Annotated in this window: 11 protein-coding genes; 7 read left to right on the top strand and 4 right to left on the bottom strand. The window is 70.2% G+C overall.

From position 1 onward, the window contains the following. Positions 1–13: 13 nt before the first annotated feature. Both HUW10_RS16180 and rnhA read left to right on the top strand, forming a co-directional pair. Complete coding sequence (locus tag HUW10_RS16180; RefSeq protein ID WP_174504413.1) at positions 14–973, top strand: homoserine kinase; 960 nt, start codon at positions 14–16, stop codon at positions 971–973. 7 nt (positions 974–980) lie between these two features. After that, positions 981–1,448: a ribonuclease HI gene (rnhA, locus tag HUW10_RS16175; RefSeq protein WP_174504931.1), complete on the top strand. Its 468-nt coding sequence runs from the start codon at positions 981–983 to the stop codon at positions 1,446–1,448. Between the two features lie 58 nt (positions 1,449–1,506). Here rnhA and HUW10_RS16170 read toward each other — a convergent pair whose 3' ends face one another. Then, positions 1,507–4,782: an EAL domain-containing protein gene (locus tag HUW10_RS16170; RefSeq protein ID WP_174504412.1), complete on the bottom strand. Its 3,276-nt coding sequence runs from the start codon at positions 4,780–4,782 to the stop codon at positions 1,507–1,509. Between the two features lie 373 nt (positions 4,783–5,155). Here HUW10_RS16170 and HUW10_RS16165 point away from each other — a divergent pair, with 373 nt between their 5' ends. From HUW10_RS16165 to HUW10_RS16155, 3 genes are all read left to right on the top strand, one after another. Beyond that, positions 5,156–5,623: a DUF488 family protein gene (locus HUW10_RS16165; protein ID WP_174504411.1), complete on the top strand. Its 468-nt coding sequence runs from the start codon at positions 5,156–5,158 to the stop codon at positions 5,621–5,623. Between the two features lie 70 nt (positions 5,624–5,693). Next, the gene (locus HUW10_RS16160) at positions 5,694–6,380 is read left to right on the top strand and encodes a septal ring lytic transglycosylase RlpA family protein (protein ID WP_236656455.1); all 687 of its coding nucleotides are present in this window, start codon (positions 5,694–5,696) and stop codon (positions 6,378–6,380) included. A 170-nt stretch (positions 6,381–6,550) separates the two neighbouring features. After that, positions 6,551–7,147 carry a TIGR04282 family arsenosugar biosynthesis glycosyltransferase gene (locus HUW10_RS16155; RefSeq protein ID WP_174504410.1) on the top strand — a complete coding sequence of 199 codons (597 nt, stop codon included), beginning with the start codon at positions 6,551–6,553 and terminating at the stop codon, positions 7,145–7,147. Positions 7,148–7,184: 37 nt separating this feature from the next. Here HUW10_RS16155 and HUW10_RS16150 read toward each other — a convergent pair whose 3' ends face one another. Further along, positions 7,185–7,538: a DUF167 domain-containing protein gene (locus tag HUW10_RS16150; RefSeq protein ID WP_174504409.1), complete on the bottom strand. Its 354-nt coding sequence runs from the start codon at positions 7,536–7,538 to the stop codon at positions 7,185–7,187. A 319-nt stretch (positions 7,539–7,857) separates the two neighbouring features. Here HUW10_RS16150 and HUW10_RS16145 point away from each other — a divergent pair, with 319 nt between their 5' ends. After that, complete coding sequence (locus HUW10_RS16145) at positions 7,858–8,334, top strand: hypothetical protein (protein ID WP_174504408.1); 477 nt, start codon at positions 7,858–7,860, stop codon at positions 8,332–8,334. Next, a complete protein-coding gene (locus HUW10_RS16140; protein WP_236656454.1) occupies positions 8,327–10,336 on the top strand; it encodes a sigma-54-dependent Fis family transcriptional regulator in 2,010 nt (669 codons plus the stop codon). Before HUW10_RS16145 ends, HUW10_RS16140 begins: the two co-directional genes overlap by 8 nt. 121 nt (positions 10,337–10,457) lie before the next feature. On the opposite strand, the gene HUW10_RS16135 is transcribed toward HUW10_RS16140, so the two are convergent. Both HUW10_RS16135 and HUW10_RS16130 read right to left on the bottom strand, forming a co-directional pair. Continuing rightward, positions 10,458–11,819 carry a glutamine synthetase family protein gene (locus HUW10_RS16135; protein ID WP_174504407.1) on the bottom strand — a complete coding sequence of 454 codons (1,362 nt, stop codon included), beginning with the start codon at positions 11,817–11,819 and terminating at the stop codon, positions 10,458–10,460. Between the two features lies 1 nt (position 11,820). Then, entirely contained in the window at positions 11,821–13,197 is a 1,377-nt protein-coding gene (locus tag HUW10_RS16130) for an aspartate aminotransferase family protein (RefSeq protein ID WP_174504406.1), read from the bottom strand. Between the last annotated feature and the right edge of the window lie 182 nt (positions 13,198–13,379).

The raw sequence follows: 13,379 nt of genomic DNA, 5'->3' as shown, positions 1-13,379 counted from the left end.
CATCTCCGAACTCATGGCAGTCTATACCGAAGTGACCGACGACGCGCTGGCCGCGTTCCTCGAAGGCTATGATATCGGCCGCGTGGTCGCGTTCCGCGGCATCGCCGAGGGGGTCGAGAACAGCAATTATTCGCTGCGGACCACGGCGGGCGACTTCATCCTCACGCTCTACGAGCGGCGGGTCGATCCGGCGGAGCTGCCGTGGTTTCTCGGGCTGATGGAGCACCTGGCGGCGAAGTCCCTGCCCTGCCCGCTGCCGGTGCGCGCGCGCGACGGCGCCAATCTCAACCCGCTGGCCGGGCGGATCGCTTCGATCACCACCTTCCTGCCCGGCGTCTGGCCGCGGCGGCCGACGGTTGCGCATTGCGGCCCGCTCGGCGCGGCGATGGCGCGGATGCATCTGGCCGGCGAGGATTACGCGGCCACCCGCGCGAACGCGCTCGGCCCGCAGGGCTGGGCGCCGCTGCTCGGGCGCTGCGGCGACAGCGGCGATGCGGTGCTGCCGGGCCTGACCGGGGAGGTTCGCACGGCACTGGAGGCCACCCTCGCCGCCTGGCCGGCGGATCTGCCGCGCGGCCATATCCATGCCGACCTGTTCCCCGACAACGTGTTCTTCCTCGACCACGCGATCTCGGGGCTGATCGATTTCTATTTCGCCGCGACCGATCTTTACGCCTACGACATCGCGGTGTGCCTCAACGCCTGGTGCTTCGAGCCGGATTTCAGCTTCAACATCACGAAATCCCGCGCGCTGCTGCGCGGCTACCAGGCGGTGCGCCCGCTTTCGGCCGCCGAGACCGAGGCGCTGCCGGTGCTGTGCCGGGGGGCGGCGATCCGCTTCCTGCTCACCCGGCTCTATGACTGGATCAACACGCCGGAGGATGCGCTGGTGACGCGGAAGGACCCGCTCGATTATTACCGCCGGCTGCGCTTTCACCTCCAGGCGGGATCGGCGGCGGATTATGGGGTCTGAGCCGGCGATGACGGCCGGGCCGGAGGGGCTGGTCGAGATCTGGACCGATGGCGGCTGCAAGCCCAATCCGGGTGCCGGCGGCTGGGCGGCGGTGCTGCGCTTCGGGGCGGCGGAGCGGGAGATTTCCGGCGCCGCGCGCGAGACCACCAACAACCGCATGGAGCTGACCGCCGCCGCCGCCGCGCTGGAGGCGCTGAAGCGCCCCTGCCGGGTGAAGCTGCACACCGACAGCGAGTATCTGCGCAACGGCATCACCCGCTGGCATACCGGCTGGGTGCGGCGGAACTGGCGCAACGCGCAGGGCGATCCGGTGGCGAATTACGAACTCTGGCAGCGCGTGCTCGCCGCCGCGAAGCCCCACGAGATCGAGTGGATCTGGGTGCGCGGGCATGCCGGCGATCCGATGAACGAGCGGGTCGACCAGCTCGCGACCGCGGCGCGCGAGGCGATGCTCCGCGCGCCGGCGGAGCCGTGAGGCGCCTGACCAGAGCATCTTTACCCGATCGGATGATCCCATCTGACCGGATAATTCTCTAGATCGGCGCGGCAGGCGGGGCGGCGGGGGCGGCGGAGAGCCAGGCGGCGGCCGGGCGGGGGGCGGCGAAGAAATATCCCTGCATCCGCATCGGCCCGCGGGCGCGCAGGAAATCGACATGCGCCGCGGTCTCCACGCCCTCGGCGACGATATCAAGATCGAGCTGGCGGGCCATGGCGAGGATCGCCTCGACGATGGCGACGGCGGAGGCATCGTGCGGCACCTGGGAGATGAAGCCGCGGTCGATCTTGAGCTCGTGGATGGGCAGGCGCCGCAGGTAGAGCAGGCTCGAATAGCCGGTGCCGAAATCATCGACCGAGAAGCGCACGCCGCGCGCGGCCAGCGTGTCCATGATCCGGGCGACCTCCTCGGGGTCGCGGATCAGCAGGTTCTCGGTGATCTCGAGCGTCAGCTGTGCCGGGGAAACACCTTCCTGATCGAGTGCGGCCAGAACATCGGCGACGAAGGCGGGATCGCGGAACTGCCGCGGGCTGACATTGACCGACATGCGCCAGTCCGGTCGGTCGGCGCCGATGCGGGCCATCAGCCGGCAGGTTTCGCCCAGCAGCCAGCGGCCGAGCGGGACGATCAGGCCGGAGGATTCGGCGACGCCGACGAAGCGGTCGGGCGGGGTGAGCCGGCCGTCGCGCCCGCGCAGGCGGAGCAGGGCCTCGACCCCGGCCGGCGCGCCGGCGGCATCGACCTGCTCCTGCAGCCAGATCTCGAAACGCTCGTCCTTCAGGGCGCTCCGGATGTCGTCCTCGACGGCGTGGCGGTCGAGGATCGACTGGTACATTTGCGGGCGGAACATCACCACGTCGCCATCGCCGGACTTGGCCCGGTACATCGCGGTATCCGCCTCGCGGATCAGCGTGTCGATCGTGTCCGCCGGTTTCGGGAACAGGGTGACGCCAATGCTGGCGCCGAGATGATAGTGCCGCCCGCCGATCGAGATGGGGCGGCTCGTCACCGTTTCGATCAGGGCGTGGCCGAGCGCGGTGGCGTGGGCGGAGGCGGCCTCGGCGGAGGCCTCGGACGGGGCGAGGACGACGACGAATTCATCGCCGCCGATCCGCGCGATGGTGTCGGTTGCGCGGATGGCGAGGCGCAGGCGGCGGGCGGTTTCGCCCAGCGCCGCATCGCCGGCGCTGTGGCCGAGCATGTCGTTGATCGTCTTGAACCGGTCGAGATCGATGAACAGCAGGGCGCCATGGCTGCCATCCCGCCGCGCCGCGTCGAGGGCGGCGCCGAGGCGCTCGTTGAGCAGGCGGCGATTGGGCAGCTCGGTCAGCGGATCGAGATGGGCGAGGCGGTAGATCTGTTCCTCAGCCTCGTGATGTTCGGTGATGTCGATCCACACACCGGCGATGGCGGAGGGACTTCCGTCGGCGTCGCGCTGCAGGGTCAGCTCGTCGCGAATCCAGCGGAACCCGCCATCGCGGTGGCGGATGCGATAGCGGTGGATGTGATGCCCGGCGGCGATGGCGAGGGCGACGCCCTGCCCGGCCCGCGGCAGGTCGTCGGGATGGACGTGGCGGGGCCACCAGTCCGGCCCGCTGACCTCTTCGGGCGCGTAGCCGAGCAGGTCGATGATGTTGCGGCTGATCTCGAGCGGCAGGGCGGCGTTTTCCTGGAGGGACAGGGTGTAGAGCACCGTGCCGCTCGCCGCGAGCAGCCATTCGATGCGCCGCTCGCTCATCGAGCGGGCGGTGAGTGCGGCGTCACGCTCCTGCCGGGTCGCGACATCGCGCAGCGCCTTGGTCAGGTTGGCGGTCAGCTCGACCAGCAGGGCCTGTTCCTCCTCGCCGAAAGCCATCGGGTTGGAGGAATAGAGGGTGAAGACCGCGGGTGCCGGGGTGGCGGGCAGGCCGATCGGGAGCGCCATGCAGGCGCGGAAGCCGGCCTCGTGCGCCTGGGCGCGCCAGGGCTCGAAGCGCGGATCGACCGCGATGTCGCGCCAGCGGGAAATCCGGCCCTCGCGGATGGCGGTGCCGGCCGGCCCCTGGCCCTCCGGCGTGTCACCCCAGGAGAGGCGGAGCTGCTCGACATAGGCGACGCCGTTGCCGGCGCACGCGGCGACGCGGATCGGCCGGCCGGGCTCGTTGCCGGCGAGGCCGATCCAGCACGTGTCGTAGCCGCCGGTTTCGACGGCGAGGGAGCAGAGGGCGGCGTAGAGCGCCTCGGCGGTGGCGAGGCCGGCGAAGGCCTCGGTGGTGGCGTGGATGGTGCGCAGGGTGCGGTTGGCGCGTTCGAGCGCATCCTCGCGCAGCCTTCCCATCAGCAGCGGCGCCAGCCGGGCGAGGAAATCCTGCACCAGGCGGCCGGTATTCTCGGGGATGGCGGGGGTTTCGAAATCGAGCACGAGGCCGAAGCGGCGGTCGGCGAGGTCGAAAGGATAGGCGAGCTGGCGGCGAACCCCGGCGCGGAACAGGGCCTTGAGATGGACGTAGTCATGGAGGTCGGCGAGGTCGCGCAGCGGGCCGGAATCGATGATGCGGTCTTCGGCGAGGCCAGCGCCGAAACTGACATCGTCGACGGCGTGGCCGCCGGGCCAGCGGGTCATGTCGAAGCCGCGCAGCCCGCTGTCGGGGCTGACATGGGCGGTGATGTATTCGATCAGCCGGTAGGTCGGGTGATAGCCGGCGAGGAAGCAGAGCGAGGCGCCGGTGCGCTCGGCGCAGCGGGCCAGCGCGCGGTCGACCGCCTCGTCGAACCCGGCGGCGGCGGCGATCTCCTCGGACAGGCGGTTCCAGTAGGCGAGGTCGGCGGCGATGCGGGTCTGGCGGAAGGTGGTCCGGCGGTGTTCGAGCTCGCCGCTCGCCGCCTCGGCGAGGTCGGCCAGGAACAACCGGGCGCGCTTCGCGAAAGCGGGGGATGGCAAGGGCGAGAAGACGCAGACGGCGCCGATCGGCTGGCTGTCGGGCAAAGTGAGGCAGGCGGCGGCGAAAAAGCGGACATGCGGCGGGCCGGTGACCAGCGGATCGTCGGCGAAGCGCGGCTCCGCGCAGGCATCGGGCAGGACCAGCCCGCCGGCTTCGCGGCAGGCGGCATCGAGGATCGCGCTGCCGCGAGGCAGCCGGGCGAGGCTGGTGCCATAGACGGCGGCGAGCCGCAGCGCCCTGCCCTCGACCAGGAAGACGAGCGCCGCCGGGAGGTCGAGCCCGTGCGCCGCCAGCCGGGCGATGCGGTGGAACGAGGAGTCGGATGGCGCGGCGCCGCGCTCGTGGCGCGCCGTCGTGTCTCGCAGGAGTGGATGAGGCTCAGTGCGGGACAAACGGTCTTGCTCCGGCGTGGTTTGGCGCGTGCCGCCTCTGGCGAGACGGAAACATCACATCGTCAGGCCCGTATCGGAAGCAGGACAATGTCACCCGGGCCTCCCGCCTCAACCAGAGAAATTTCGACGTTTTGTCGCGATATGTGTTGTTGTTTCAAACTAATACTCTTTTGTAAACAAATTTGTATAAAAATCAACGTCAAACAGGGCAAAACCTGACGTAAAAGCAACGTCGCCGCCACCGGCCGGAACGGCGCCGCCGGATAGGACGGAGATGTTCCCTGTTCCGAAGTTCGACCCATCGACTTGGCCCCCGGAAATGTCCGGGGGTTTTTTTTCGCCCGCATGGCGGGGTCTGGACTATGATCAGCCCATGGCGACAGGCGAGATCGCGACGATCGGCTACGAGGCCTGCGGGTTCGACGCGTTCGTGCGGTGCCTGCGCGATGCGGGCATCAGCCAGGTGATCGACGTGCGGGACCTGCCGCTGTCGCGCCGCGCGGGGTTTTCCAAGCGCAGCCTCGCCGCGGGGCTGGCGGAGGCCGGGATCGGGTATCGGCATCTCAAGGCGCTGGGCACGCCGGCCGAGGGACGGGAAGCCAACCGGCGGCGGCAATGGGACACGTTCTGGCGGATCGTCGAGGCGCGGCTGGCGACGCCGGAGGCCGATTTCGCCCTTGCCGAGGCGGCGGCCTGGGCGGCGGCTTCGCCCTCCTGCCTGCTCTGCTACGAGGCCTCGGCCTGCCAGTGCCACCGGCTGCGCGTGGGCGAGATGCTGGCCGCGCGCTATGGATTCCGGATCAGGCATCTCAGCGTGCACGGCTCCACCCCGTCACCATGAGACATGGATTGATACGACTTCGTGACGATTGCCTTAATTCTGCCACGCATGGCAGCCATCCATCTGGATCATGGACACACCGAAAGGATGCGCCCGGGCGGCGAGGATGCGGCATGCGGGCGGGGCGATGCGCCTCGGGCTCGTCGTGCTGTGCAGTTTCGGGCTGGTCTCGTGCGCCGGGCTGCATCCGGTGACCGGGCTTGCCCTGCCGCCGCCGCCGCCGCCCCGGCCGGCGGCGCCCGCGGCACTACATGGGCTCGCGGAGGCGGCGCGGTTGCAGGCGATGAAGCCGATCGCGGTGGCGGCGGTGCGGCACCCGCCGACGGATTTGACCGGCCGCAGCGAGGTCGGCCGGGCGTCGTTCTATGCCGCGCGCCTGCGCGGGCGCAGGACCGCCGACGGCCAGCGGTTCAACCCCAGAGCCGCCGTTGCCGCCAGCAAGACGCTGCCGCTCGGCACCGTGGCGCGGGTGGTCAACCTTACCAATGGCGCCAGCGCCACCATCACCGTCGACGATCGTGGCCCCTTCGTCCCGAGCCGGATGCTGGATGTCAGCCCCGCCGTCGCGGTGCGGCTAGGGATGATGCGGGAGGGGGTGGCGAGAGTGCTGGTCGAGCCGATCGCGATCCCCGAGCCGGATGGCAAGGTGCGGCTCGGGGCGGGCGCCGCCCTCGTGACTCCGGCGGAAATCCACCACGCGGTGCTGACGAGCCGGCAGATCATGCGCCGGGTCGGTCCTGCCGACGTGACCCGCTGAGCCGGCGCGGCGGGGGACTCCGCTGGACGATGCGCGCGTAACCTGCAACGCGCTCCCGACGAAAGCGATGCGAACCATGCGGGAGATGCGGATGCCGTGCGAGAGCGAACAGGCCGGACCCGGCGCCGGGCCAAGGCGCGGTCGCTGATGATGCTGCCGGAGGGCGGGCGATGACGCCGGTTGTCGTCGTGTTCGCGCGTGTACCGCGCCTTGGCGTCGGCAAGCGGCGGCTGGCGCGGCGGATCGGCGATCGCGCCGCCCTGCGCTTCGCGCGCGGCGAGCTGGCGCGGCTGCTCGCGGAACTGCGCTTGCTGCGCGGGTTCGAGCGCATCGTCGCGCTCACGCCGGATCATCACGCGCGGTTCGCAATGCGCGGCTTCGGGCGCATTGGCCCAAAGCGCATTGGCCAGGGGCGCGGCGATCTCGGGGCGCGGATGGGACGGGTGTTCCGGCACTACAGGCGGCGGCCGGTGATCATCATCGGCAGCGATATTCCGGGCATCGCGCGGGAGGATCTGCGCCGGGCGGCGCACGCGTTGCGCGGCGCGCAGGCGGTGTTCGGCCCGGCGGTCGATGGCGGGTATTGGCTGATCGGCGTCTCCGGCAGGCGGCCGGCCGATCCGTTCGGCGGGGTCAGGTGGTCGAGCGAGGACACGCTCGCCGACACGCTGCGCAATTTCCGGCATCATCGCGTGGCGATGCTGCGGACGCTGGCCGATGCGGACACCGCGATCCCCTCGCCTGCCCGCTTCGGGACGCGAGCCTGAGATCGCGGATCCGGGGGGACCGGATGATGCCCTAACTTTACGCTTCGTTTTGCTGACCGAGTGCGGCGAGGCGGGGCGCGAGATCGGCGGCGCTGAGGCCTGCGGCCAGCACCAGCTTGTCGCGCGCCTGGGCGCCGGCGCGCAGGGCGAGCCGGGACGGGCTGAGCCCGAGACCTTCGGCCAGGGCCTTCAGCACCGCCTCGTTGGCGCGGCCTTCCTGCGGCGGTGCCGCGACGGCGACGCGCAGGCGCGCTGGTGGCCAGCCCGGCGCGGGCGGGGCCTCGACGACCGGGCCGAGACGCGGGCGGCGGGCGCCCGGCTGCACCTTCAGCGCGACCAGCAGGCCGGCCGCACTGTCCGACCAGAAAGGCGGCGGCGGGGATGGTGTCATCGGCGGTGACAGGCGATCGCGGCGTCATTCATTCCGCTGCGTGTCCCGATGCGGTTTTTGCAGTGCCGCAAGAACTGCGCCGAATCGGAACAGCGAGAGGGCGGCACCTGCGCGGCAAGGTTGCGGATGCGTGGAAAAACTTGAGGAAATATCAACAAAAATTCGATCCGTTACTTGTTTTCACAACTTGCGGCATCTGGCTACCACCAATTCATCCGTCATCCAGCATAACTGAACCCGTCGGCATGGGAGATGGTGGACGATCCGCAGAACCATCGACGCCGATGCAGCGACCTGAGGATTCTTTTTGGGAGGAACCATGGTCAACATCTACACCAAACGCGACGGCCCGCGCCCGGAAGATGCGCGGATCCGCAAGGTGTTGCAGGAAAACCGGGCGACGATCACGCGCATTGCCGATCACATCACGGCAGGCGGCTATTCGGCACGCAAGGCGCCGAAGCCGGCACCGCAGGCGCGCGGCCTGATCATCAGCACCGGCTTGGCAAGCCGGCCCGAGGCGGAGGCGGCGGCGCCGGCGGTGCGGATCAGCGTCAATGGCCGGGTCTGCATCGTCGATGGCAATAGCGGCTACCAGCTTCATCATGTGGGCAATGTGGTGCGGCGCGGCGGCGAAGAGGTGTTCGTGCTGGCGAGTGCCGCGAACGGCTTCATCGCGCCGGCGGCGCCGGAGATCGTCGAGAGCCTCGCGGATCTGGACGGCATGCGGCTCGACCCGGAGCAGGGGGAGGACGAACTGGCCGGCGAGGTCGGCGTTCGGCTCGGCATTGAGTGACAGCCTGGCGGCGCCGGGAATGGCCGCTTATGACGAGCGGGCGACGATGGAGGCATGGGAGCGGCTGCTCGCCGGCGAGCCGCATTGCGCGCGGGGCTTCAGCGTCCGCTCGCTGATCGGGGATTCATGGTCGCGCTGCGCCTCGTGCGGGATCGACGCGCGGCAGAGCGAGGCGCCGCTGAACCGCGAGGTGGAGGCGCTGATCGAGCGCAACCGCGACCTGACGCGGGCGGCGCGGCGCAGCTTCGGGACGATCGGGCGGCTGCTGGAGGGGACCGGCGCGATGCTCGTGCTGGCCGATGGTGATGGCGTGCTGCTCGAGGCGATGGGCGATCGCCGCACCCTGCATGAGGGCATGGACATCAATCTCGCGATCGGCGGAACCTGGACCGAGGATGTCGTCGGCACCAACGGGATCGGCACCGCGCTCTGGGCGGGCGCGCCCGTTTTCGTGCATGCGGCCGAGCATTTCTGCGCCGGAATCAAGAGCTGGACCTGCGCCGGCGCGCCGATCCGCGATCCGTTCGACAACAGCATCATCGGCGTGGTCGACCTCTCCGGCCATCCGGACATTTTCAGGCCGCACAATATCGGCCTCGTCGTCGCCGCGGCGCAGGAAATCGAGAAGGCGCTGGCCGAGCAGCGCAACGAGGAACGCGCCCGGCTGCTGGAGGCGTTCATCTCCTCGGCGACGGATTACCGGCGCAGCGACGGGTTGCTGATCGTCGATCACCGCGGCCGGCCGGTCTATTGCCACAATGTCGCGGAGAGCACGCTGCACGCCTTCCGCACCGATGCGACGGCGGAGACCGCGGAGCGGCGGCTCGAACGCTTCCTCGCCGGGCAGGCCGGGGACGGCGATCTGCCTGCCGCACTCGGGCGCTGCCATGTCAGCTCGCTGCAGGCGGAGAACGGCATCCGCGGCGCGGCGCTGGTGTTTCCCGAGCGCGCCGCGCGCCCGATGGCCGCAGGGGCGACGCCAGCGGGGATAACGCCAGCAAGGATAACAGCAACGGGGGCGACGCAGGCTGGCGAGGATGGCGCGCTGCGGATCGTCGGCGACAGCACGGCACTGCGCCACGCGGTCGAGATCGCCCGCCGGGTGGCGGCGACGCCGGATGTGACCTCGGCGCTGATCGAGGGGGAAACCGGGGTCGGCAAGGAGCTGTTCGCAAGGCTGATCCATGAGGGCAGCCGGCGGACGCCGGGCAGCCCGTTCGTGACCCTCAACTGCGGCGGCATCACCCGCGAGCTGTTCGGCAGCGAGTTGTTCGGCCACGTGCCGGGCGCTTTCACCGGCGCGAGCCGCGAGGGCAAGCCGGGCGTGTTCGAGCTGGCGCATGGCGGCACGCTCTGCCTCGACGAGATCGGCGAGATGCCGATCGAGATCCAGCCCTTCCTGCTGCGGGTGCTGGAGGAGCGGGTGGTGCGGCGGCTGGGGGACAGCCGGACGCGGCCGGTGGAGGTGCGGCTCGTCGCCTCGACCAATCGCGACCTGCGCCGCGAGGTCGAGGCCGGGCGGTTCCGGCGCGACCTGTTCTACCGGATCAGCACGGTGACGATCGAGGTGCCGCCGCTGCGCGCGCGCGGCGAGGACATCCTGCTGCTGGTCGAGCATTTCAACCATCGCATCGCCGGGCGGCTGCGCGCGGCGCCGCTTGAATTCGATGCGGATGCGCTTGAGGCGCTGCGCGACCATTCCTGGCCGGGCAATGTGCGCCAGCTTCGCAACCTGATGGAGAAGCTGCATATCCTGCGCCATGACGGGCATGTGCGGCGCGCCGACCTGCCGGCGGAGTTCCGCGATGCGCCGCTTCGCGACGAGGCGGCGGCGGAGATGGCGGCGCCGGCCAGCATCGGCGAGGCCGAGCGGCTGGCGATCTGCAACATGCTGCGGGCGGAGAACGGCAATCTGAGCCGGGCGGCGCAGCGGCTCGGGATTTCGCGGCCGACCCTGTATCGCAAGCTCGACCAGTTCGGCATCCGCCGCGGCTTCGTCTGACCGCGCGGCGCGCGCGCCTAGAGCACGTTCCGATCAGATCGAGTCATCTGATCGGATAAAGATGCTCGGTTTATCAGTATGGTAGAGCACTACATCCGATCCGAAAGGATCGGAAAGTGCTCTACGCGTTTTTCAGGTAGGCGTCGTATTCGACATCGGAGATGCGGCGGCGGAATTCGGCGATTTCCTGGCGCTTGCAGGCGGCGAAGATGGACTGGAAGGCCTCGCCGAAGATGGCGCGGGCATGGGCGGAGCCGGCGAAGCGCTCGGTGGCCTGGCTCCAGGCGATCGGCAGGCGCGGCGCGGTGGAGGCCACACGGTCGCCGCTTGTTTCCGCGCCGGGATCGGTTCCCTCCGCGATCCCCTGCTCCATCGCGCCGAGCAGGGCGGCGAGGACGAGATAGGGGTTGCTGTCGGCCCCGGCGACGCGATGCTCGATGCGGGCGGCGGCGGGGTCGGCGTTGATCACCCGGATCGAGGACATGCGGTTGTCGTGCCCCCAGTCGCCAAAGACCGGCGCATGGGTGCCGGGGGCGAAGCGGCGGTAGGAATTGGCGTGGGGCGCGAAGGTCAGCATCGTCTCCGGCATCGCGGCGACGAGGCCGCCGAGCGCGTGGTAGAGCAGCGGGGCGGGGCGCGCGGCATCGCCGGTGAAGACGTTGCGCCCGGCGCGGTCGAGCAGCGAGAGATGGGCGTGCATGCCACTGCCGGCCCAGTTGCCGAAGGGCTTGGCCATGAAGGTCGCGGCGAGGCCGTGCTTGCGGGCGATCTGCTTGACCGCGCGCTTGAACAGCACCGCGTCGTCGGCGATGCGCAGCGCATCCGCCGCGTAGTGCAGCGTCACCTCGAACTGGCCGGGTCCGTTCTCGCTGATCAACGTGTCGAGCGCGATCGACTGGGCGTCCGCCGCGCGCAGCAGGTCGCGCAGCACGGGCTCGTAGTCGTGGATTTCCCAGAGCCCCAGCGTATCGGTCTGCCAGCCGCGCCAGTGGCTTTCATCGGCACCGCGCGGGGCGACGCGCTGGCCGCCGGTGCGGTTGGGATCGAGCAGGTAGAATTCGAGCTCGACGCCGACCGCCGCGGTCAGGCCGCGCGCGGCGAGACGGTCGATCACGCGGGAGAGCACACCGCGCGGATCGGCGTAGAACAGCGAGCCGTCCGGCTCCTGCATGGTCAGCAGCGCCTGCGCGGCGCGGCCCTCGGCCCAGGGCATGATGGCGACGCTGTGCGGCACGGCGAGGCAGACGCCGTCGGGGTCGCCGGTGTCGAAGGCGATGCCGCCCTCGACGATGTCCCGCCCCCAGATGTCGAGCAGGTAGGCCGAGCGCGGCAGGGCGACGCCGCCGGCGAAGAGCGCCTCCGCCCGGTCGCGCTGGAGCCATTTGCCGCGGGGCACGCCGTTCACATCGATGATGAACGCCTCGATCAGCTCGCAATCGGCGAGCAGCGCGCGCGGATCGTCGGGGGCGGCCATCGCGTCCATCTCAGGCCGCCATCTCGGCGCGGACCTCGTCCATCGTCGCGGTGATGGCGCGGCGGGCGCGGGCGACCATGTCGTCGATTTCCGCGTCGCTGATGATCAGCGGCGGGGAGAAGACCATCGTGTCGCGCACCGCGCGCATCACCAGGCCGTTGGCGAAGCAATGGTCGCGGCAGATCGTGCCGACGCGGCCGGTTTTCTCGAAGAAGCGGCGGGTGCGGCGGTCGGCGGTCAGCTCGATCGCGCCGATCAGGCCGACGCCGCGGATCTCGCCGACGATCGGCAGGTCGGCCAGCGCGTCGTGCAGCTTCGCGCGCAGGATCTCGCCGCTGGCGGCGGCGCGCTCGGGCAGGCGCTCGCGGGCGATGATGTCGAGATTGGCGAGGGCGACGGCGCAGGAGACCGGATGACCCGAATAGGTGAAGCCGTGATAGAATTCGCCGGTTTCGTTGATCAGCACATCGGCCACGCGGTCGCCCACCATGACGGCGGAGAGCGGCGCGTAGCCGGAGGTGATGGCCTTGGCGAGGGTCATCATGTCGGGCTGGATGCCGAAGGTCTCGCAGCCGAACATCCGGCCGGTGCGGCCGAAGCCGCAGATCACCTCGTCGGCGATCAGCAGGATGTCGTTCTCGCGGCAGATGCGCTGGATTTCCGGCCAGTAGGTCGCGGGCGGGATGATGACGCCGCCGGCGCCCTGGATCGGCTCGCCGATGAAGGCGGCGATGTTGTCGGCCCCGAGTTCGGCGATTTTCGCTTCCAGCGCGCGAGCGGCGTGCAGGCCGAATTCGGCCGGGTCCATCTGGCTGCCGCGGCCATACCAGTAAGGCGGCATGATATGGGCGAAATCGGGCAGTGCGGCGCCCTGGCGGTGCATGTCCTTCATCCCGCCGGCGGCAGCGCCGAGCGTGGTGGAGCCGTGATAACCGTAGTCGCGGCCGATGATGATGCGCTTGGCGGGCTTGCCGCGGGTGATCCAGTAGGTGCGGGCCATGCGCAGCGCGGTATCGACCGCTTCGGAGCCGGAGCAGGCGAAGAAGGCGTGGTTGAGATCGCCCGGCGCCATCGCGGCGAGGCGCTCGGCCAGGGCGATGACCGGGCGCGTCGAGGTCTTGAAGAAGGTGTTGTAGAAGGGCAGCGCGCGCATCTGCGCCGCCGCGGCCTCGACCAGTTCGGCGCGGCCATAGCCGGCGGCGACGCACCAGAGGCCGGCCATCGCATCGAGGATGCGGTTGCCCTGATCGTCGGTCAGCCAGACGCCGTCGCCTTCGGTGATGATCCGCACGCGGCCCTCGTGGAGGGATTTGTGGTCGGAGAAGGGGTGGAGGTGGTGGGCGGCATCGGCGTGCTGCCAGTCGAGGGCGAGGGGCTGGTCGGGCATGAATGTCTCCGTTGTGTCGTGCGGGGGGTGCGGCCTGGGCCGCGGCTCGGCAGCGATCAGGAACGGGGCGGGCTGAAGCCGATGCGGGCGCACAGGCGCAGCATCTCGGCATGCAGGTCGAGGCCGGCGCGGGGCGAGACGGGCTGGCGCCGCGCGCCAGGGCGGGACGGAGCCGGCGCTGG

Origin of the sequence: Acidiphilium sp. C61, assembly GCF_905116885.1 — a bacterium.
Classification (GTDB): Bacteria; Pseudomonadota; Alphaproteobacteria; order Acetobacterales; family Acetobacteraceae; genus Acidiphilium.
Note: the sequence above shows the minus strand (reverse complement) of the source record. Positions and strands in the feature narration are given on the sequence as shown.